This window comes from Parafrankia sp. BMG5.11 (assembly GCF_004337455.1).
Genome location: NZ_SJXI01000014.1, coordinates 121861 through 142846 on the forward strand (window position 1 = coordinate 121861; position 20986 = coordinate 142846).

Here is a 20986-nt window from a genome sequence, read left to right on the forward strand (position 1 = left end):
ACAGGCCTAGGCTTGAACCAGTTGCGCGAGCCGTTCCTTCACTGCCAGAAGATCGGCATCGAACAGGCGCGATTGTTCGTCGCGAGCGGGCCCGTCGAGGCGCAACAGGTACGACGGATGTGCAGTGACCCATAGTTCGCTGCCGTCTTCCAACGCATGCGGCACGCCGCGCGCCCGAGATATGCTGACCGTCTTGCCCAGCATCCCGCGTGCGGCACTGGCACCCATTGCCAGGACCAGCTTGGGCTGGACCAGCGCACGCTCGCCTTCCACCCAGAAGCGGCAGATGTCGATTTCCTTGGATGTTGGCGATTGGTGCAGCCGGCGCTTGCCGCGCTGGACGAACTTGAAGTGCTTGACCGCGTTGGTGACGTAAGCGCTGCGCCGGTCGATGCCGACACGCTCCAGATGGCGGTCGAGCAGTTGCCCCGCAGGTCCGACAAAGGGGCGACCGGCGAGGTCTTCCTGATCCCCCGGCTGTTCGCCCACGATCATCAAGCCGGAAAAGCCCTTGGCGTAGTCCTGCGGACCCTCGCCCATCACAGCGTGATTGTCGAGCAGACCGATAGGGCACATCCGGCAGGCGTGGATCGCCTTGTCGATCGCTTCGAGCGAGGACGGCCGTTCACCCATGTCCAGCGTGCCTGCGGCGACCATCTGCGACTCCCGCGCTTGTGCCCCGGCGACCAGCTCGGGAATGAGCGCCGCTTCGGGCATGTTCTTCCAGTACTTGCGAGGCATTTCCTTAAGCATCGCCCCGATCTTCAAACGCGCAGGGTTGAAGATCGACGCATAGTATTTGCGCCATAAATCCTCGGTCGGATCACCGGCAGGAGCATCGGAGCGCTGGGCGGGCGGGCCTTCCTCCAGCCGGTCGCCATCCCAGTGAAGCGATCCTTTGGGCGTCAGGATCGACCAGCGCATGTTGGCAAAGCGGCGGACGAAAAACCCGGCGTTTGCCCGCAAGATGTGATGCTCAGGCTCGAACCATGCGACGTAGTGTTCTTCATCACCCTCTTCGACCAGGCGGAAACGAACAAAGGCCCGCATCTTGTGGATGTCGCGCCGCACCGCCTTCGCCAGATCCTCCAGCCGCCGGACATCAGCATCGGCGCCGTCCTCCAGCAGCCGCGGGTTCGCCTGCAACCGCCACAGCAAGCGGTAGAGCAGCGAAAATCGCGCTGCATCCGAATGGCAGATCGCGCTCTTGGCGAGTTGCACGAACGCGCGACTGGCGCGCACCGGACGGGCCCCAGGCGGTATCGCCGGAAGGCGACGGCGGCCACCGGCGAACAAATCCCCCGCCCCGCTTGGATCGCTCCACGCGACCCGGTCGGGCGGCACGTCACACTGGACCATCGCCCGCGCCTGATCGCGCCAGAACTCGAAGTCATCGGGCTCGAGCATGGTGACGCAGAACGCGCCCGGCAAACGCATGTCGCGGAACGGCGCACTCATGCCGCGAACAGCTCCAGCTGCTCCGTCTTGGGTGCCAGCAGCGCGCGCAGATCCGCGCGATCGGTCAGCATCAGCGGTCGCCAGTCGGCAGTGATGATGAACGGGCGCACCTTGGCGATCGACACGGTCAGCTTGGCCACGTCGTCGAGCCGCATCGTCCGATGGCGGCGGCTGGCGAGAATACGCTGCACCGCGCGCACGCCCAGGCCCGGCACGCGCAGCAAGGCTTCCTTCGGCGCGCGGTTCACATCGACCGGAAATCGCTCTCGAAACTTGAGCGCCCAGGCCAGCTTGGGATCGATGTCGAGCGGCAGGTTACCATCGGCCTCAGTCGCCTGCATGACCTCGGCCGGCTGATAGCCGTAAAACCGCATCAGCCAGTCAGACTGGTAGAGCCGGTGCTCGCGGATCAACGGCGGCCGCTTCAGGGGCAGGACCGCGCTCGCGTCGGGGATTGGGCTGAAGGCGCTGTAGTAAACCCGGCGCAGGCGAAAGTTGTCGTACAGCCGGCTGGCCTTGCCGACGATATCGGCATCCGTTGCCGCGTCGGCACCGACGATCATCTGCGTCGATTGCCCGGCAGGGGCGAACCGCGGCGCATGCTTGAACCGCTTCTTCGCATCCTTCGCCTCGACGATGTCGCTCTTCACCTTGCCCATCGCGCCTTCGATCTGGCGCGCGCTCTTGTCAGGCGCGAGCCGCACCAGCCCGGCATCGGTCGGCAATTCGACATTGATCGATACCCGGTCGGCATAGAGACCCGCCTGGTGCACCAACTCGGGATCAGCTTCGGGAATGGTTTTGAGGTGAATATAGCCGCGAAAGTCGTGCTCTTCGCGCAGCATGCGCGCAACCTCGACCAGCTGCTCCATCGTGTGGTTGGAGCTTTTCACGATGCCTGAAGAGAGGAACAGCCCCTCGATGTAATTGCGGCGATAGAAGCTCAGCGTCAGGTCGACCACTTCTTGGGGAGTGAACCGCGCGCGGCGCACATTCGAACTCTTGCGGTTAATGCAGTAATGGCAGTCGAACACGCAATGGTTGGTCAGCAGGATCTTGAGCAGCGAAATACACCGGCCATCGGGCGCATAGGCGTGGCAGATGCCCATCCCCTCGGTCGAGCCGATCCCTTTCCCACCCGCCGAGCTGCGTTTGACCGTGCCGGAGGATGCGCACGAGGCATCGTACTTGGCCGCGTCGGCAAGGATTTCCAGCTTCTCGATGATCGTTTGCGGGCCCATCTGTTCCATATATGTTCTTGTGTAGGATTCGCCAACAGGGTTTCTGCGCAACCTGTCGTTTCCGGATGCGTTGAGAGTTCATGGGCACCTTTCGCATCGGCACCGCCGGCTGGAGCATCGCCCGCCAGGCGGCAGACCGGTTCCCGATCGAAGGCAGCGGGTTGCAGCGCTATTCCGCCGTGTTCGACGCGGCGGAGATCAACAGTTCGTTCTACCGCCCGCACCGCCTTTCCACTTGGGAGCGTTGGGCCGACAGCGTACCGGCCGATTTCCGGTTTGCAGTCAAAGTGCCGAAGGTAATCACGCATGAGGCGAGGTTGATCGGCTGCGGCGAAGCGGTTGCGACGTTCCTTGGCGAGGCGGACGGGCTCGGCGAAAAACTTGCGGTGTTGCTGGTCCAGCTTCCGCCTAGCCTCGCGTTTGATGCAGATGTGGCGCGGCGGTTCTTTGTCGATCTGGCATCCCGCAGCACCGCGGCGATCGCCTGCGAACCGCGCCATGTAAGCTGGTTTGCAGATGAGGCCGATGCGCTGCTTGGCGAGCTCAGGGTCGCGCGGGTGGCAGCCGATCCTGCGCGTCATCCGGGTGCCGGAGAACCAGGTGGGTGGCGCGGTCTCGGTTACTGGCGGCTGCACGGATCGCCGGTGATGTACCGGTCAAGCTATGCCGACCGGATCGGACATTATGCGCAGGCCTTGCGGGATGAGCTTGAAGCTGGGCGCGAGGCCTGGTGCATCTTCGATAACACCGCCTCGTCAGCCGCGACCGGTGATGCGCTGGCGCTGGCCGAGGCGCTAGGCGCATAATCCCTGCAGGAACCAGTCAGGCTCTCCGCCGCGCCCGTCGCCGAACAGGCCCAGTCGGTAGATCCAGTAGCGGCGGCCTTCCCGGTCCTCGATCCGGTAGTAATCGCGCAGGCGGGTACTGCCCTTCTCGCGCCACCATTCGGGTGCGATCCGTTCGGGTCCTTCGACACGGACGATTTCATGGAGGTGACCGCGCCAGCGAAACGACCTTGGGTACCCCTTGGGAGTGGGGTAGATAACGGTGATCCTTTCCGGGCGGTCGAGCAGCTTCAGAGGGCGGGCATGAAACGCCAGGTGCCCTTGGGTCGGGGGTGCCGGATCGAGCGGTGGTTGCCAGCGCTGCGCACGTTCCGGAACATGACTGGTATACGCCACCGGGCGCCGCACCGCATCGGGGCCCAGGCGCACCGTCAGCCGGTCGATGCACGCGGCCAGGCTGGTGCCCTGCACCTCGGCTGCAGCCTCGATATCGGATTGTGCAAGCGCGAGCGGCTCGGTCCAGCTGGCGCGCAGGCGCACGGTCTCAATGCCGAAACCGGCATCGATGTCATCCAGCTTGGCGGCAAACAGCCGGGTGATATGCGCCGGTTCGCGCGTCGCCGCGGCGAGTTCGAGCTGGCGCACCGCCACTTCGCCATCGACCCGCCACATGCCCAGCTCCAGCCGGCGAGCGCCCTGGGCCAGGGCTTCCAGAGCCTGGGCCATGTCGGCAGCCAGATCGGCGACCACGGTGTCGAGCAGCGGGCGGTGGCGGATCGGCTCCATCAGTCGGCGCTGCACCAGCGGCATCGTCTGCGGCGTAACCGGCAGCAATGGTTCGGAGATGCGTCCCAGCAGCTGGTCGAGGCGGATCAGCGGGTTGGCGGTGGGAGACTTGCTACGAAACCGTCGATGCAGCGCGTCGCGCCCCCGGGCTTCCCCAAACCGGACGGTCAGATCACCAATCCGCTTGAGACCCAGCCGGCGCAATACGGTGAGCACGTCCTCATCAAGCCGCAGAGCCGCAACCGGCAAGTCAGCCAGAGCGGCGGCCATGTCATCCGCCGGAGAAAGGATCGCGCCGCCGGGCCCGTGATGCGCCAGCGCCCATGCCGCGCCCGCGGTCGGTGCGATCGCGCAGCGCAGCGAGAACCCGCGAGCGGCGAATTTGTCCCGCACATCGGCGACTAGCTGCTCCTCGCCGCCGAACAGATGCGCCACGGCGGTCACGTCGACTAGCAGTCCATCCGGTTCGTCGAGCGCCGACCATGGGCCCCAGCGCAGCGCCCATACCGCAAGCTTTTCGAGGAGCGCGCGATTGCCCGCGGGATCGCTCGGCATCACCGCGATCCGCGGGCACAGCGCGCGGGCATCGGCCAGCATCATGCCTGGGCGCGCGCCCGCCGCCAGACCGGCATCGTTGGCGGCATCGATCCGCGGACCGTGCGCGGTTTCGGTGATCAGCGCGAGCGGTTCGGCGTCGGCGCCCTCCCCGCGTGCCAGCCCTTCACCAAGCCGCCAACTGTCGATCGCCAGCCGCGAAAGCCAGACCGACAGGATACGGCGTGGCGGAGACGTCCGGGTGATCGGCGGGGTGAGCCGCGGCGAGAGCGTTTCCGCCATCGTTCAGGATCCATGTGCCGGGAGGATGCATGCGGGCGCGGAACAGGTCCGCGCGCCAGGTGGGAGTGCCGGGTGCCTCATGGTTCCAGCACGGCTGCGGCGACGGGGCGGCGCGCACGTCCCATCGCATGCGCGCCGAAGACAGGTCGTGCGCGGCATCAAGCCGCACCAGCCATAACGGCACGCCATGCTTTTCGGAGGTCAGCGTCAACCGGCGTGAAGCGGTGAAATCAAGCGCCTTGGGATTGCCAACCACTTCGCCGACCACCGCGGCGACATCGCGGCAGCGCAGGCCTTCCTCGAGCGCGAACAGCGCGTCTTCGCTGCTTTCGCAGATGACGTGGATCAGATGGTGGCGCAGACTGGCTGGCAACCCCGCACGATAGGGCCGCCCGCTAAGCTTGAGCGCGGCACGGTCCTGCACCCACAGCAACGGGCGATCATCCCCAGCTTGTTCAGCCGCACCGAGCCGCCCCATGCGCAAGGCATCAATGGCCAGCGCCAGCGCCGCCGCGGCTCCGCTCGCTTCGTTGGCGGGCGCGAAAACTTCGCTGTGATGCGGCGGCGCCAGCCCCGGCCGCCACCGGGGCGCACGGGTGGAGACACGCGCCAGCTCGGAAGCAGGGACAAGAGCGGCTGGAAGAGCAGCGTGGGTCATGGCGGTGAAACGACTCTGTTCCCTGTATGTTCCAAGGCAGATCGATTCGCAACGCGGAACCTCGTTCATGGCATTCCGTTCACCTTGCGAACAAGGAGACCCACACATGAAGTACGATCAGGGCAACGCCGATGAGCTGAAGCAGAAGTTCTGGCACGCGTTTGCTGACTCCCCCTTTGTTTTCGTGTCGCTGCAATCGACCGCCAACGACGCGGTGGTGATGACCGCGCAGCTCGACAAGGACGCTAATCACGCGATCTGGTTCTTCACTTCCAAGGACAACCATCTCGCCCAGATGGGCCCCGCCACCTGCACATTCGCCAGCAAGGGGCACGACATGTTCGCCCGTTTCGAAGGTGTCCTGACCGAGGAAACGAGCCGTGAACGGCTAGACAAGCAGTGGTCGAACTTCGTCGAAGCATACTTCCCAGGCGGCAAGGACGATCCCAACCTGCTGATGCTACGCATGGATCTCGGCAATGCCGAATTGTGGGCGGCCGACCAGGGCATTCTTACAACTGCCAAGATGGCGATGGGCATGGATGTGCGCGAGGATGTCGCCGACAGCCATACCGAAGCCCGTCTCTAACCTCTGCCTCCGTCAAAATTGAAGAAGGGGCCGCTCCTGCAACCAGGAGCGGCCCCTTCTTCAATTCAACCGCTGAGCCTTGTCAGCGCGCTGGTGGATCGATCGGCACCATGGTTTCCTCACCCGCGACGTCATCGACCACTTCGACGATCCCTTGGCCGAGGTGACTCCGGCGGCGGCTGTATGCGAAGTAGACCACCAGGCCGATCACTCCCCAGATTGGCAGCACCAGCATCGCATCCATCGGCAGGTTCAGGAACAGGAAGATCGTCCCCGCGATCGTCAGCGGGCCGATGAGCCACAGCGCGGGAGTCTTGAACTTGCGCGGCGCGTCAGCAGCGGTCTTGCGTAGGATCATAACCGCAATGGCAACCATCATGAATGCATAGAGCGTGCCGGCGTTGGCGATGTCCGCCAGCCTGCCGACCGGCAGGAAAGCCGCCGCGAACGCCACGGCGACGCCGGTGATGGCCGTGATGACATGCGGGGTCTTCCACTTGGGGTGCACTTGGCTCCACGATTGGGGCAGAAGCCCATCGCGGCTCATGACGAACGCCACGCGAGTCTGGCCGAACAACAGGATCAGGATGACCGAAGGAAGCGCAACGAAAGCTGCGATGCCCAGCATGTTGCCCACGCCGGACCAGCCGATCTGACGCAGCACATGCGCCAACGCCTCGTTGGAGCAGACCAGCGGCAGCGCGTCGGCGGCGTAGGTGGCGCACTGGCGAGCCAGTTCCTCGGAGCCGGCAGGGAACGGCACGCCGTTGGGTCCCATGATCGGCTGGCCGCCGACCGTTCCAATGGCACCTGCTGCCACGAGGATATAGAACACGGTACAGAACAGCAGCGATCCGATCAGGCCGATCGGTACGTTGCGCTGCGGATTCTTGGTTTCCTCCGCCGCCGTAGAGACAGCGTCAAACCCGACGTAGGCAAAGAAGATGGTCGCCGCCGCGCCCACCGCTCCAAGACCGGATCCGAAACCGCCGAACACGCCGGCGGGGAGGAACGGATTGAACTTTTCGCTCGAGAAATACTCGCTCGGCAGGGTCAGCAGGATGAACGCGGTCAGCGCCGTCACCTTGATCGCCACCAGCACCGCGTTGACCCGCGCGCTTTCGGTGGTGCCGATCATCAGCAGCCAGGTGACCAGCAAAGCGATCACGACCGCGGGAAGGTTGATGAACCCACCCTCGACCCCGCCAAGCGCCAGCGGGGCTCCCGAAAGGTACGCGGGCAGTTGAATGCCCAGAAATTCGTTCAGGATCGTTCCCGTGAAATAGCCCGACCAGCCGACGGACACGGCGCTGGCAGCGACGGCATATTCAAGCACGAGCGCCCATCCGACCGTCCAGGCGAGCAGTTCGCCCATGGTCGCATAAGTGTACGTATAAGCTGATCCCGCCACCGGGATCATCGCCGCGATTTCCGCATAGCAAAGCGCCGCGACGATGCAGATGGCGCCCGCTATGGCGAACGCCAGCATCAAACCCGGGCCGGCTTTCTGTGCCCCTGCTGCGGTAAGCACGAAGATCCCCGTGCCGATCACACAGCCGATCCCGAACAGGGTCAGCTGAAACCAACCCAGGGAACGATGCAGCGACTTCTTTTGCGCCGTCGCCAGAATGGCGTCGAGCGGCTTGACGCGATCGAGTATCATGGACCCGTATCCCTCTTGTCAGGCGACCGTGGGCGGCCTGCCTCCCTCATGAGGTGAGTAGCTAACGTCGCTGGATGCCATGGCAAGCCTATTCGAAACGCTTTCCCCACCCACGCCTCGCCGCTAAAGCGCTGGCGATGTCCACGACCTTCCAACTCGATACCGCGACCAGCCGCGCAAATCCGACCCCCCAGCCGATGCGCCGGCTGACGGTCCCGGCGATCAAGGGTCGCAAGACCGGCGGCGCAACCGGTGAGCCCTTGGTCATGCTGACTGCCTATACCGCGCGCCAGGCGCAGCTGCTCGATGAACATTGCGACATGCTGTTGGTGGGAGATTCGCTAGGCCAGGTGATCTATGGCCTGCCTTCGACCCTGCAGGTGACGCTCCAGATGATGATCGCCCACGGCGCCGCCGTGGTGCGCGGCAGCTATCACAGCCTGGTGATCGTCGACATGCCATTCGGCGCCTACGAAGCGAGTCCGCAAAGGGCGTTTGAAAGCGCCAGCCGGATCATGGCTGAAACCGGATGCGCGGCGGTCAAGCTTGAGGGGGGCCAGGCGATGGCGGAGACTATCGCGTTCCTGTCGGGCCGCGGAATCCCCGTGATGGCCCATGTCGGCCTGACCCCCCAAGCGGTGAACGCCCTCGGCGGCTATGGCGCCCGCGGACGCAGCCAGGAAGAGCACGCCAAGATCATTTCCGACGGCAAGGCGGTGCAGGAGGCAGGCGCCTTCGCGGTCGTTGCCGAAGGCGTGGTCGAACCCATCGCGGTGGCGCTGACCCAAAGCCTCGAAATACCCGTCATCGGCATCGGTGCATCGGCACAGTGCGACGGCCAGGTCCTGGTGACGGAAGACATGCTCGGGATGTTTGAACGCGTGCCACGGTTCGTGAAACGGTATGAAGATCTCGCCAGCGTCATCTCGAACGCTGCCGCCACGTACGCCGGGGAGGTGCGCGCCCGCGCATTCCCCACCGCCGACCAAACCTACCAGCCCAAGTAAGGCCACTCGCCCCCCATGGACACGCTCAAGCGCTTTTACGGCTTATCGCTGATCTTCACCCTTATCTGCCTGGGACTGGGCGTATGGTACGGTGCGGAAAGCACCGGCACGATGTCAGGCACCGCTCAGATGCTGTGGATCATCGTGGTCCTGTCGGTCCTCGAGATTTCGCTCAGCTTCGACAACGCGGTGGTCAATGCCTCAGTGCTGAAGAACATGGACCACGTCTGGCAACGGCGCTTCCTGACGTGGGGCATCCTGTTTGCGGTCTTCGGCATGCGGATCGTGTTCCCGCTTGCGATCGTCGCGATCGCTGCGGGACTGGGTCCGATTGACGCGGTCAGCCTGTCGCTTAACGACCCGCTTGAATACGAGCGGATCGTTTCCAGCGCGCATATCGGCATCGCCGGCTTCGGTGGCGCATTCCTGGCGATGGTTGGGTTGAAATTCTTTTTCGACGGCGAGAAAGACATTCACTGGATCGGCACGATCGAGCGGTTTCTTGGCCGGTTCGCCGCGCTGCCAGCAGCAGAGATTGCGCTATTGCTGCTTGCCGTCTGGGGTATCTCGCTGACGCTGGAATCGGCGGACGCTCTCACGTTTGTGGTCGCGGCGATCCTGGGGCTGGTCACCTTCATCGCGGTCGAAGGCGTCAGCACCATGTTGGAATTGCACGAGGAAAAGCAGCGGCTGCTCGGCGCGGCGGTGCGCAGCGGACTTGGCGGGTTCCTCTACCTCAACATCCTCGATGCCAGCTTCAGCTTCGACGGGGTGATCGGCGCCTTCGCGCTGTCGAACAACATGATCGTGATCGCGCTGGGCCTGTCGATCGGCGCGATGTTCGTGCGCTCCATGACCATCCATCTGGTCGAGAAAGGAACGCTGGCGCAGTATCGTTACCTTGAACACGGAGCCTTCTGGGCGATCATCGTGCTGGGCGCGATCATGTTGCTGTCAGCGCGCTGGCACATCCCGGAAACCATCACTGGCCTGATCGGTGCGATCCTCATCGGACTGTCGTTGTGGTGGTCCGTGCGCTTCAATCGGACGCATCCGGAAGGGGATGTCGCGCCAGCCGAGTAGCAAGCGGCGCTGATACGACCAACTGCAGCAGGTGGTAGATCAGCAACGGCAGAAGCACCATGCCGGCCACTTCAGGCGGGAACAGCACCGCCGCAAGCGGGGCGCCCATGGCGATGCTCTTGTGCGCCCCGGCGAACAGGAACGCGATCCGATCGCCGCGATCCAGCCGAATGGCTCGCGCCGTGATCCACGATCCGGCAAAAGCGATCGCCAGCAATAGCACCACGCCGGCGAGCAGCACCAGCCACTCTCGTGCTCCGATCACCGTCCACAGTCCCTGTTCGACCGCGCCTGAAAAGGCCACGTAGACGGCGATGGCAATCGACAGGCGGTCCATCCAGCTCACGAGCGAGCGATGATCGCCCACCCAGCGGGCGAGCCGGGTCTGTAGCGCCTGCCCGAGAGCGAACGGCAGGATCAGGATCAGCATGACCTTGCCGAGGCCGGAGGCGTCCATCTCCGCCGCTCCGCCGCCTCCCAGCACTGCGAACAAGGGGGCAGCGACGAACACGCCCGCCACGTTCAGCAGGGCGGCCGCCACGACCGAACTGGCGACGTTGCCGCCCGCAAGCGACGAGTATGCGGTTGCGGACTGTACTGTCGACGGCATCGCTCCGAGGTAGAGGAACCCCAACGCCACGAGCGGCGACACGGCTGGTGCCAAGGCCAGTTCGAATGCCTTGCCAGCGAGCGCCATCACCAGGAAACACCACAGGGCAAGCGGCACCAGAAAGCGCCAGTGCCCGATGCCCCGAACCACCTCGGCGCGCGGCAACCGCAGCCCGTTGAGAAAAAACAGCACGAAGATGGCGGCGCTCGACACGTCCTGTGCCACTTCGCGCGTAGCGCCAGTCGCCGGAAAGACGCTAGCCAGAATAATCGCGAGCACCAGCAGGCGCACCATAAGATCGATGCTGGAAAACAAGCGCCGCACGATCGCGCCTGTGGCGGGCCGTTCGGCGCTTGTCGAGCGTCAGCCGCCGAAGGATGCGCTGCGGCGAGCGAGTACGGCAGCGGCCTTTGCATTGGCGGGTCCGCCCCGAACATGCGCGGCGACGAGATCTTTGGCCGCTCCGGGGTGTCCCCCAGCCTTCAGCGCGGCTGCCATCCGCTTCGTGAGCGGCCATGATTGCTTGATCGCGGCTGAAGAGTGGTAGTGCCGCATCGCTCCCGCCCAATCGCCGGCAGCAAACGCTGCATCTCCCGCAAGGGCCATGGCTTCGGCCGAGCCGGGATGTTTCAGCAGCCAGCGTTTTGCAGCTGCGCGGGCGTCTTCTGTGCGCCCTGCGCGGATCAGTCCACGAACCAACGTTACGGCGTCCGCTCCTCTCGCGACAACGCGCGTCGGCGCCATGCCGAGCGATGTCGCTGGGGGCAGCACACCCACCCGCATCTCCGCCGATCGCGCCAGTGCACGGTCCAGGTACAGGCCGGCGTGGGCGCGATCACCCTGGTTCTCGTACGCTCGTGCCACCAGCAGGGCGACGTAGGGATCGAGTTGCTCCTGGGAAAACCGCCCAATCAGTTCCCTATCGGAGCCAGCCATGAACAGAGCCCGCGCCAGCAGGACCTGCACACGCCGGTTGTCGGGCTGACGTCGCAACACCCCATCAAATACTTGCGCCGCGCTGGCGGGATTCCCTCCTTCTAAATCGAGTACTCCAAGCAGAAGCCGTGCCGCCGGCGTTTTTTGAACCGCGCCACCACTGCGCTGCAGCAGGGATCGCGCAAGGTCAAAGCGGCCTCCGCGGGCCGCGAGAACCGCCTGAAGATAGAGCGCGCGTCCATCGCCCGGTGCGACCGCGGCGAGGTGCCTTACTGTTACCAGCATCCCGTTGGCGCGGCCCAGTTCCCCAAGGGTAGCGGCATATTCGACCAGCAAATCGGGTTCGTCAGGAGCTACCGAAAGCCCCCGTTCGAGCAACGGCAAAGCAGCGGCATTGCCATGCGCATCGCATTCCATCTGCGCACGCAACAATAACGCCGCCACGTTGTCTGGACCAAGCGCGAGGGCGCGATGCGACGCTTCGGCTGCCTGCACCTGCTCCCCGCCGCGATAACGCAGGCGAGCAATATCGACCCACAGCTCAGGATCGTCCGGAGCGCCCGTCAGCGCGCGGTCGAATGCCTGACCCGCGCCCGCCAGGTCACCCTCTGCCATGCGCAGGCGGCCGAGCATGTGGAACCCGTGCGCCGCAACGGCCGGGGCGAAGTCCACCGAGCCGAGCCAGCGCCCCGCCTCCGACAGGTTACCCTGCCCTAGTTCGGCCTCCCCCAGGAACGGCGCCAACTCGTTCGCAGGCTGCCCTGCCTCAAGTTCACGCTTCAGCGCCCACTCCGCGCTGATGGCGTCCCCTTGCGCGAGTGCCGCCCGCCAGTCATCGGACCGCGCCGCCCCTGTTCCGCCCCCGCAGCCGTACAGCACCAGCGCGAGAGCCAGTGTCAGTTCACGCGTGGAGATCATACTGCTTGAGCAGATCGTAAAGCGTAGGACGACTGATGCCCAACAGCTTGGCACTGCTGGAGATGTTGCCCTCGCTGCGTGCCAGCGCATGGCGGATCATCGTTCGATCGGCTTTCTCGCGGGCACTCTTGAGGTTGAGCAGTTCGGCCGAGCCGTCATCGACCGGAGCAATGAGGTCGAGATCCACGGCGCTGACGAGTTTGCCATCAGTCATGATCACCGCGCGCTTCACCCGGTTTTCCAGTTCCCGCACGTTGCCCGGCCATTGCCATGCGTCGATGGCGGCGAGCGCATCGGGAGCGAACCCTTTGACGCGCGGGTTCATCTCGGCCGCGAAGCGACTAAGGAACGACTTCGCCAGCAGCACGGCATCGCCCGGGCGCTCGGCGAGCGTAGGCACTTTCACAACGATCTCGGCCAAGCGATAGAACAAGTCCTCGCGGAACGTCCCCGCGCCGATCATGGCTTCCAGGTCCTGATGCGTGGCGCAGACGATGCGGGTGTTCACCTCGATCGCTTTGCGTCCGCCGATCCGCTCGATCGTGCGCTCCTGTAAGAACCGCAGCAGCTTGACCTGCAACGGTAGCGGAATGTCGCCCACTTCGTCGAGGAACAGGGTGCCGCCGTGCGCCAATTCGATCTTGCCCTCGTTGGTGCGCACGGCGCCGGTGAAGGCGCCTTTCTCGTGGCCGAACAGCTCCGCCTCGAGCAACGTCTCCGGAATAGCCGCGCAATTGAGCGCGACGAACGCCCCGCCCCGACGGTCGCTCGCCTGGTGCAACCCGCGGGCGAGCAGCTCCTTGCCGGTCCCGCTGGCGCCAAGCAGCATCACCGACACGTTGGTGTTGGCCACTCGCTCGATCGTGCGCGCGACCTTGGCCATTTCGGGTGCCGCAGTTATCATCGTGCCGAGCACGGTCTTGTCCTCACCCACCTTGGCGGCAAGGCGTCGGTTCTCTTCCTCGATCTCACGCAGGGCGAACGCGCGGCGCACGATCAGGCCCAGCGCGTCGATGTCGACCGGCTTCTGGTAGAAGTCGTATGCGCCGCGTTCGATCGCTTCCAGTGCGCTCGACCGTGCGCCATGGCCCGAGGCGACGATCACCTTTGTATCGGGCTTCAGCGCCATGATCGCATCGAGCACCGCGAAACCTTCACTGGTGCCGTCGGGATCCGGCGGCAGCCCCAGGTCAAGCGTGACCACTGCCGGCTCCTCTGAGCGGAGGGCGGCAAGCGCGCTGTCGCGGTCGCCGGCGATCGTCACCGCGAAGTCTTCGTAAGCCCACTTGAGCTGCGCTTGCAGCCCTTCGTCGTCCTCGATCACCAGCAGGCGTGGCTTTCCCTCGCGCATCACGCGGCCTCACTTTCAAAGTTCTTTTCGAGATATCCGGCAGCCGCCGATAACGGGAGCGCGATAGAGAAGCGGGTACCCAGTCCTTCGCGGGATTCGACATCAAGGCGCCCGCCCATTGCGCGAACCAGCTCGCGCGCCTCGAACGCGCCGATGCCGAAGCCGCCATTCTTCGAAGACACGAACGGCTTGAACAGGCTCTCCCGCACAAAGCGCGGACTCATGCCCGTGCCGGAATCGACGATCTCGATCCGGCCCTGCAACCCATCGCACGACACGTCGAGGTAGACCGGCACGCCAGGCGGGCTCGCGTCGATAGCGTTCTGCACCAGATGCACCAACGCCTGCTCCAGCCCTTCCGGGTCGGCCAAAACGGTGCATTGATCCGCCCGCGTCAGGTCCACCGGATGCAGCGGGGCGCAGCGGCCGGCGACCCGTCGCGCCAGAGCTGTCAGATCGACGGACTGCCGCGATGCGCTACCGCTGGCGCCATAACGGCCGAGGCGGGCAAGCAGTGCGTTGAGCTTTTCGGCGCTCTTGGTCAGTGTCACCAGCATGTCCTGGCGGAACTCGGGGTTATCGGCGTGGCGCTGCGCATTGCGCGACAACAGGGAAAGCTGGCTCGCCAAATTCTTGATGTCGTGCATCACGAAGGCGATCCGGCGATTGAATTCGTCGAATTGCGCCGCTTCCATCAAGGCTTCGTGACCCGCCTGCTCCGCGAGATAGCTGGCAAGCTGCCGGCCCACCACCTTGAGGAGGTCGAAATCCTCCCAATCCAGGCGTCGCGCGACCGGAGGGCGCGCGAGCAGCGCGATGCCGATCAACCGATCGAAATGCAGCAGGGGCACCACAGCCCAGGCACGGGGATCGTGGCACATCCACGGCGGCACCGCGGACTGCTCGCCGGATGAACCGGCGCCTGCCCGCACCTCGTCCAACTCGACAACCCTGCCGGCCCGTTCGAGCGTGGCCACCAGTTCGGGCGAGCACGCCTCCGCCGGCACGGTGACCTCCGGCCACTGCCAACGACCGGCCAGCTGAAAACGGCCGTCCTCCGCTGGCAGCAACAGCACTGCGCCCTGGCTGTCGGTGATGTCGGCCAGCGCTTGCGCAGCGCGGTCAGGTAACGCGGGCGCTTCGGGACCGGCGCGGCCGATGGTGCCGGTGAAGCGCAGCCACTCGGCCCGATAATCGTACCGGTGCTGAAACAGGTGCTTGTAGGCTTTGACCCGCAACCAGCCGCGCAGCTTCGCCGACGGAAGCCACAACAGCGCACCGGTCGCAGCGGCGAATAGGAATGCAACTTGCGTCAACCGGGCGAAATCGCCTCCCAGCAGACTGAGCGACTGCGACAGCAGCAGCATCCCCAAGAGGTAACCGCCGATAAGGATCAACGACAAGGTCTGAAACGCAACTGTGCGGCTGGCGGACAGCTTAAGATCAGCAGCGCGCGCGTTGGCGCCGATCGCCAACAGCACCGCCATAACCACCGGGACCAGTCCGCGCAGCGCGACCATCTCTGCAGGCATCGTCCGCGCGAACCAGGCCACCGTGTAGAGATTGAGCTGGTATCCCCACATCAGCGCCAGCGCAGCCGCTGCCCAGCGGATCACCTGGCGCGATACGGCAGAGGCACCGGCGTAAAGGTTGTGCACCAGCACCAGTGCTCCGACCGCCACCAGCGCTCGCAGCAGTGCGGTTACGGATAGGGTGACGGAGTGCACCTGAGCCTGAGAACCGAAACGCGCATCCAGAATGACGACGCCGACCTGCAGCAGTTCGACCAGGCACAACGCAATCACCAGGGGACGGATCGGCCCGAGGCTGTGATCGCGCCCGTCGTTGCCGAACAACCGGTAAAGTACGATGATCCACGCCACGTTTCGGGCGCTTTCGAGCAGGTTGGCAGCAGTGGCCTGTGGTCCCCATGCGGCATGGGTCACGCACCACAGCGCGGTGATCGCCAGCGCCGCGATGGTCGCGCCGCGTTCGCGGCGTTGGCTTTGCTTGCGCCACAGGAATGCAGCGACCAGCGTGCAGCTGACTGCGGCCGCAAGGCTGAGGAAGAAACCGGCAACGATCCACACGTGGGCCATCTCAGCGGGCGCCTTCCGGCCACAGCACGACCCGCAAGGTCTGCAGAAGGATCAGCAGGTCGAGGAAGGGGGTGTAATTCTTGGCGTAATAGAGATCGTATTCCAGCTTGGCCCGCGCGTCTTCAACGCTGGCGCCATAGGGATAGTTGATCTGTGCCCACCCGGTAATGCCCGGCTTCACCATGTGCCGCTCGGCATAATACGGCAGCTTGTCCTCGAGGTCGGTGACGAACTGCGGCACTTCCGGCCGCGGACCCACGAAGCTCATCCGGCCGGTGAGCACGGTCCAGACTTGCGGCAGCTCGTCGATCCGCACTTTGCGAATGAAGCGCCCGAGGCGCGTGACCCGCGGATCGTCCTTCAACGCCCACTGAGCGCCGTTCTTTTCGGCGTCGATGCGCATCGAGCGGAGCTTCACCAACTGGAAGCTCTGGCCATAAAGCCCCACTCGGGTCTGGCGGAAAAACGCAGGGCCCTTGCTGTCGAGCTTCACCAAGAGCGCGAACACGGCGATCAGCGGCAGCGTCAGGGCGAGCAGCAGGCCGCTGGCCGCGATATCGAACACCCGCTTGGCCGCGCTGGACACCACCCGTCCCGAGCTGAACCCGTCGGAAAAGATGAGCCAGCTCGGATTGAGCGTGTCGAGATCGACCCGCCCGGTTTCGCGTTCCAGGAAGCTGGAGAAATCGCTGACGTGAACCCCGTGGGTCTTGATCCGGAGCAAGTCTTTGAGCGGAAGCGAATTGCGCCGCTCCTCCAGCGCCAGGACCACCTCGCTGGCGCCGATATTCTCGACGAAGCGGCCAAGGTCGTGGATCGCTGCGCGGGGGATCGCCTCGTCGATGACCGGAGAACCTTCGTTCATCCCGATGAAGCTGACCACCGCGAAACCGCTCTCCGGTCGCTCCGCCAATTCCTTGATCCGCCTTGCTCGCAGTCCATCGCCCAGCACCAGGACGCGTCGGCGGAACGCCGCGGTGCCGATCACCGATCCGAGCAGCAGACGGTTCGCGATCAGAAGTGCGATCCCCAGGAACATCGCATACAGCAGGGTGGACCGCCAAAACGTGTGACCCGGCAGGACAAAGTCGATCACCGACAGCGCGATGATGCCTATGCTGACCGCTACCAGCAACCGCGCGCCGGCATAGCGCATCGACCGCAAGGCATCGGCGCCATAGGTGCCGACGGCGATCATCGCCAACCACACTGTCATGGCGAACATTGCGAGCATGACGAGGCGATCGCCGAGCGACCCCGTCCCTGTGCCGATCTGCGATGCGCGAACCTGCCACGCAACTTCCCCCGCGATCAGCAACAGCGCGAGATCGAACAGGCCCAGCAGCATCACCGCGTGCGGGATATAATGCTTGAAAAGGCGGATCATCGTCTCGGCCCGGGGCGCTCCTATCGAGGCAAGCCCTAGGACCGAGAGATGAAATGTCGGTAAACTTTACAGCGGGACCCTGACCTGACGCACACCGGGGCGGGCGTGGAACGGCTCAGTTATTGTTAGTCACGTTGTCGGCAGCGTCCTGGGCTGCATTGCCCACCTGTTCGGCTGCGTTGCCGACATCGCTGGCGGCGTCTGCGATGGCGTTGTCTTTTGCGGCTTCCGAGTTGCTCATGCCTGAAAAGAACCAGATCGCAGCGATGAGGGCGACGATCAGGGCCAGTGCGACGACCCAGCCGGACCCGCCGCCCCTGCGCTCGCCATCGGTCACAACCGTATGCGTGGTGTGAGTGTCGCCGGCAGGCGTCCTCACTTCAGTGATGCGTTCGTCAACCATTGGTGGCACTCCCTCATAAAATGCTGACCGGAAACGAATGGCTGGGTCCGCAGGTTCCGCGATCGAGGTTAACGACTAGAACCGAAACGGCGTCACGCCCTCCTCCAGGGAGGAGAACGCGAGCGTCGTCCCGCGTGGGGGGAGCGCGCGCTGAAGACATCCACGCACATGACAACGGTCGCAACCAAGGCCGAACGGCGTCGCCTCCTCTGCCCGAAGCGACCGGCCGCGAGCCGCCGCGAGTTCGCTTGCCAAGCGCGCCTCGAGGCCCAACACGACGACGAACCGCCCACCGGCCCGCCCATCCACCGTGCGCGCGATCGTCAGCCAATGTGCGGGTGCTGCGCCAGCGCCATCCTGCAACACCGTCTGCACGAACAGTTCGCCTGGTTGTTCGAACGCGCGGTGGGCATGCCACAAGGGACACGAGTTGGCGCTTTCCAGCAGCGTCGCACCGCTCGCGCCGGCAAAGCGCTTTGAATACTGGCCCGCCCGGTCGAGCCGGGCCATGAAAAACGGTAACCCGCGCTGTCCCACGCGCTGAAGGGTCGTCAACCGGTGCGCCAGTTGCTCAAACCCAACGCCGAAACGCCGAAGCAGAACGGGGAAGTCATATCCGGTGGCCTCGCACGCGCGCAGGAAGCGTCCATAAGGCATCACCAGAGCTGCCGCGACATAGGCCGTGAGATGTCGTTCGAACAGGGCGCGCGCCGCCGGCTCGGCGAACTGGCCCCCGGCCGCAAGGTTGGCGATCTCGTCTCGGAATTCGAGTTGCGCGATCTGGGTCGCCGCCTCGAACGTGCGCGATGCCGGATCGAGCATTTCACCCAGCTGAAGCTGCCGCGCATGAAGGTCCAGCCTGCGCAGCGCGTCGGGCATGACCTCGCGCGGCAAAATCCGGATTCCCAACTGATGCCGATCGCGTAGCCGCTCAGCGAGCGCGGTATAGGTATCGCCGCGCGACAGACGCAATTCATCAGCGAGACTTTCGGCGGCTGCATCGAGATCGGCGAAATGGTTGCGCCAGCGCTCGATTTCGCGGCGAGCGGCATCGGTCGGGTCCTCGCGCCGTTCGGCGGGTCCCGCGTTGTCGTACAGGCGGGCGAACGCCGCGGCCGCTTGCGGCGCGGCTGACAGCATCTCGGCGAGTTCGTCCCGATCGATGCCGAGATCGCTGAACCGCTCGTCGGCCATCCGTCGCGCGAGACCGTCGATCCCGCCGATTGCCTCGTCCTCCCGCAAGCTGCGCGGATCGAAATCGAACTGTTGCACCACTTGCAGCACGACGCGCGCTGACAGAGGACGCTGGTTGCGCTCGATCAGGTTGAGGTAGCTGGGAGAAATGGCCAGTCGGCTCGCCATCGCCGCTTGCGTCAGTCCGGCCCGTTTCCGCAACCGGCGAAGCGCCGCACCGACGAACAATCCCGCCTCGGGCATTTGTAAAGTCCTTTACAGGTTTTCACATTGGATTGCCTTTAGGACACCCCACTGACAAGATTGTTTGTCATTTTTGTGATCGAACCGGAGCGTGGTGTGTCATTCAGTCGACACAAGCCGACACGGGAATCGATCCATGACTTACCAAAGCAGCATCACTGACCTCCGCCACACAATCGAAAACGCGGGCGCCCCGTGGGCCGCGATCGACGCCGAGAGCGCCGCGCGAATGAAGCTGCAGAATCGCTTTCCGACCGGTCTCGACATCGCCCGCTACACCGCCAGGATCATGCGGGATGACATGGCGGCGTACGATGCCGATGCGGCGCAATACACTCAGTCGCTGGGTTGCTGGCATGGCTTCATCGGCCAGCAGAAGCTGATCGCGATCAAAAAGCATTTCGGCACCACGAACAAGCGGTACCTCTATCTGTCTGGCTGGATGATCGCCGCGTTGCGGAGCGAGTTCGGCCCCCTGCCCGATCAATCGATGCACGAGAAGACTTCGGTCCCCGCGCTGATCGAAGAACTCTACACCTTCTTACGCCAGGCTGATGCCCGCGAGCTCGGCGGTCTGTTCCGCGAACTCGACAAGGCGCGGGAGGGTGGCGATGAAGTGGAAGCCAAGCGCCTCCAGCACGCCATCGACAACCACGAAACGCACGTCGTGCCGATCATCGCCGATATCGATGCCGGCTTCGGAAATGCCGAGGCAACCTATCTCCTCGCCAAGAAAATGATCGAGGCGGGTGCCTGCGCAATCCAGATCGAAAACCAGGTGTCCGACGAAAAACAGTGCGGCCACCAGGACGGCAAGGTCACCGTGCCGCACGAGGATTTCCTCCAGAAGATCCGTGCGGTTCGCTACGCCTTCCTCGAGCTCGGCGTGGAGGATGGGGTAATCGTCGCCCGGACCGACAGCCTCGGCGCGGGTCTGACCAAGCAGATCGCCTACTCAAAAGAGCCGGGCGACCTGGGCGACCAGTACAACAGCTTCCTCGATTGCGAGGAGGTGGATGCCAGCCAGATCGGCAACGGCGACGTCCTCATCACCCGCGATGGCAAGCTGCTGCGGCCCAAGCGCCTGCCGTCCAACCTGTTCCAGTTCCGCGCTGGCACGGGCGAGGACCGCTGCGTGCTGGATTCCATTACATCGCTGCAGAATGGCGCGGACTTGCTGTGGATCGAGACCGAAAAGCCCCACATCGGACAAATCGGCGGGATGGTGAACCGCATCCGCGAGGTGATCCCCAATGCCAAGCTGGTGTACAACAATTCGCCTAGCTTCAACTGGACGCTCAATTTCCGCCAGCAGGTGTTCGATGCCTGGACAGAAGCGGGCAAGGATGTCTCGGCTTATGATCGCGCCAGGCTTATGAGTGTCGACTACGATTCAACCGACCTTGCCGCCGAAGCCGATGAACGCATCCGCACCTTCCAGGCCGACGCGGCGCGTGAGGCGGGCATCTTCCATCACCTGATCACGCTGCCGACGTACCACACGGCCGCGCTCAGCACCGACAATCTTGCTCGTGAATACTTCGGCGATGCCGGTATGCTGGGCTACGTGAAGAACGTGCAGCGCGAAGAAATCCGCCAGGGCATCGCGTGCGTGAAGCACCAGAACATGTCGGGCAGCGACATCGGTGACGATCACAAGGACTACTTCGCCGGCGAGGCTGCACTGAAGGCTGGCGGCGAGCACAACACAATGAACCAGTTCGCTGCTGCGTAAAGG

General features: G+C 64.4%; 17 protein-coding genes. 5 read left to right on the top strand and 12 right to left on the bottom strand.

The annotated features are described in order from the left end of the window. Window positions 1-6: 6 nt before the first annotated feature. Together E0504_RS09220 and E0504_RS09225 are read right to left on the bottom strand one after the other, a co-directional pair. On the bottom strand, window positions 7-1458 hold the full coding sequence (locus E0504_RS09220; protein ID WP_131623311.1) for a UdgX family uracil-DNA binding protein: 1452 nt from the start codon (window positions 1456-1458) through the stop codon (window positions 7-9). Continuing rightward, window positions 1455-2699, bottom strand: a complete 1245-nt coding sequence (locus E0504_RS09225; RefSeq protein ID WP_131623905.1) for a putative DNA modification/repair radical SAM protein — start codon at window positions 2697-2699, stop codon at window positions 1455-1457. The genes E0504_RS09220 and E0504_RS09225 overlap by 4 nt, the downstream gene beginning before the upstream one ends. A gap of 80 nt (window positions 2700-2779) precedes the next feature. On the opposite strand from E0504_RS09225, the gene E0504_RS09230 reads away from it, so the two are divergent. Beyond that, complete coding sequence (locus tag E0504_RS09230; RefSeq protein ID WP_131623313.1) at window positions 2780-3505, top strand: DUF72 domain-containing protein; 726 nt, start codon at window positions 2780-2782, stop codon at window positions 3503-3505. Here the strand turns inward: E0504_RS09230 and E0504_RS09235 are convergent. Beyond that, complete coding sequence (locus E0504_RS09235; protein WP_131623315.1) at window positions 3494-5107, bottom strand: DNA polymerase Y family protein; 1614 nt, start codon at window positions 5105-5107, stop codon at window positions 3494-3496. The genes E0504_RS09230 and E0504_RS09235 overlap by 12 nt on opposite strands. Further along, a complete protein-coding gene (locus tag E0504_RS51250; protein WP_207912398.1) occupies window positions 4992-5834 on the bottom strand; it encodes a hypothetical protein in 843 nt (280 codons plus the stop codon). The genes E0504_RS09235 and E0504_RS51250 overlap by 116 nt, the downstream gene beginning before the upstream one ends. Before the next feature lie 37 nt (window positions 5835-5871). On the opposite strand from E0504_RS51250, the gene E0504_RS09245 reads away from it, so the two are divergent. Beyond that, a complete protein-coding gene (locus E0504_RS09245; protein ID WP_131623317.1) occupies window positions 5872-6354 on the top strand; it encodes a pyridoxamine 5'-phosphate oxidase family protein in 483 nt (160 codons plus the stop codon). 82 nt (window positions 6355-6436) lie between these two features. Here the strand turns inward: E0504_RS09245 and E0504_RS09250 are convergent, their stop codons facing one another. After that, window positions 6437-8017 carry an amino acid permease gene (locus E0504_RS09250; protein WP_131623319.1) on the bottom strand — a complete coding sequence of 527 codons (1581 nt, stop codon included), beginning with the start codon at window positions 8015-8017 and terminating at the stop codon, window positions 6437-6439. A gap of 137 nt (window positions 8018-8154) precedes the next feature. On the opposite strand from E0504_RS09250, the gene panB reads away from it, so the two are divergent. Together panB and E0504_RS09260 are read left to right on the top strand one after the other, a co-directional pair. Then, on the top strand, window positions 8155-9024 hold the full coding sequence (gene panB, locus E0504_RS09255) for a 3-methyl-2-oxobutanoate hydroxymethyltransferase (RefSeq protein WP_131623321.1): 870 nt from the start codon (window positions 8155-8157) through the stop codon (window positions 9022-9024). A 15-nt stretch (window positions 9025-9039) separates the two neighbouring features. Further along, the gene (locus tag E0504_RS09260; RefSeq protein ID WP_131623323.1) at window positions 9040-10107 is read left to right on the top strand and encodes a DUF475 domain-containing protein; all 1068 of its coding nucleotides are present in this window, start codon (window positions 9040-9042) and stop codon (window positions 10105-10107) included. On the opposite strand, the gene E0504_RS09265 is transcribed toward E0504_RS09260, so the two are convergent. The 7 genes from E0504_RS09265 to E0504_RS09295 all read right to left on the bottom strand — a co-directional run bounded on the left by E0504_RS09265 (window position 10064) and on the right by E0504_RS09295 (window position 19248). Further along, complete coding sequence (locus E0504_RS09265; protein ID WP_207912402.1) at window positions 10064-11041, bottom strand: bile acid:sodium symporter family protein; 978 nt, start codon at window positions 11039-11041, stop codon at window positions 10064-10066. The two genes, E0504_RS09260 and E0504_RS09265, sit on opposite strands and share 44 nt — an antisense overlap. Window positions 11042-11080: 39 nt before the next feature. Beyond that, window positions 11081-12571, bottom strand: a complete 1491-nt coding sequence (locus E0504_RS09270; RefSeq protein ID WP_165938453.1) for a tetratricopeptide repeat protein — start codon at window positions 12569-12571, stop codon at window positions 11081-11083. Next, a complete protein-coding gene (prsR, locus tag E0504_RS09275; RefSeq protein WP_131623909.1) occupies window positions 12555-13922 on the bottom strand; it encodes a PEP-CTERM-box response regulator transcription factor in 1368 nt (455 codons plus the stop codon). Before prsR ends, E0504_RS09270 begins: the two co-directional genes overlap by 17 nt. Then, complete coding sequence (prsK, locus tag E0504_RS09280; protein ID WP_207912404.1) at window positions 13922-16012, bottom strand: XrtA/PEP-CTERM system histidine kinase PrsK; 2091 nt, start codon at window positions 16010-16012, stop codon at window positions 13922-13924. Before prsK ends, prsR begins: the two co-directional genes overlap by 1 nt. 10 nt (window positions 16013-16022) lie before the next feature. Beyond that, a complete protein-coding gene (locus E0504_RS09285) occupies window positions 16023-17408 on the bottom strand; it encodes a TIGR03013 family XrtA/PEP-CTERM system glycosyltransferase (RefSeq protein ID WP_131623329.1) in 1386 nt (461 codons plus the stop codon). Window positions 17409-17523: 115 nt separating this feature from the next. Beyond that, on the bottom strand, window positions 17524-17811 hold the full coding sequence (locus tag E0504_RS09290) for a hypothetical protein (protein ID WP_131623331.1): 288 nt from the start codon (window positions 17809-17811) through the stop codon (window positions 17524-17526). A gap of 75 nt (window positions 17812-17886) precedes the next feature. Next, on the bottom strand, window positions 17887-19248 hold the full coding sequence (locus tag E0504_RS09295) for a short-chain fatty acyl-CoA regulator family protein (protein WP_131623333.1): 1362 nt from the start codon (window positions 19246-19248) through the stop codon (window positions 17887-17889). Between the two features lie 136 nt (window positions 19249-19384). Here E0504_RS09295 and E0504_RS09300 point away from each other — a divergent pair, with 136 nt between their 5' ends. After that, the gene (locus E0504_RS09300; RefSeq protein WP_131623335.1) at window positions 19385-20983 is read left to right on the top strand and encodes an isocitrate lyase; all 1599 of its coding nucleotides are present in this window, start codon (window positions 19385-19387) and stop codon (window positions 20981-20983) included. Window positions 20984-20986 lie beyond the last annotated feature (3 nt).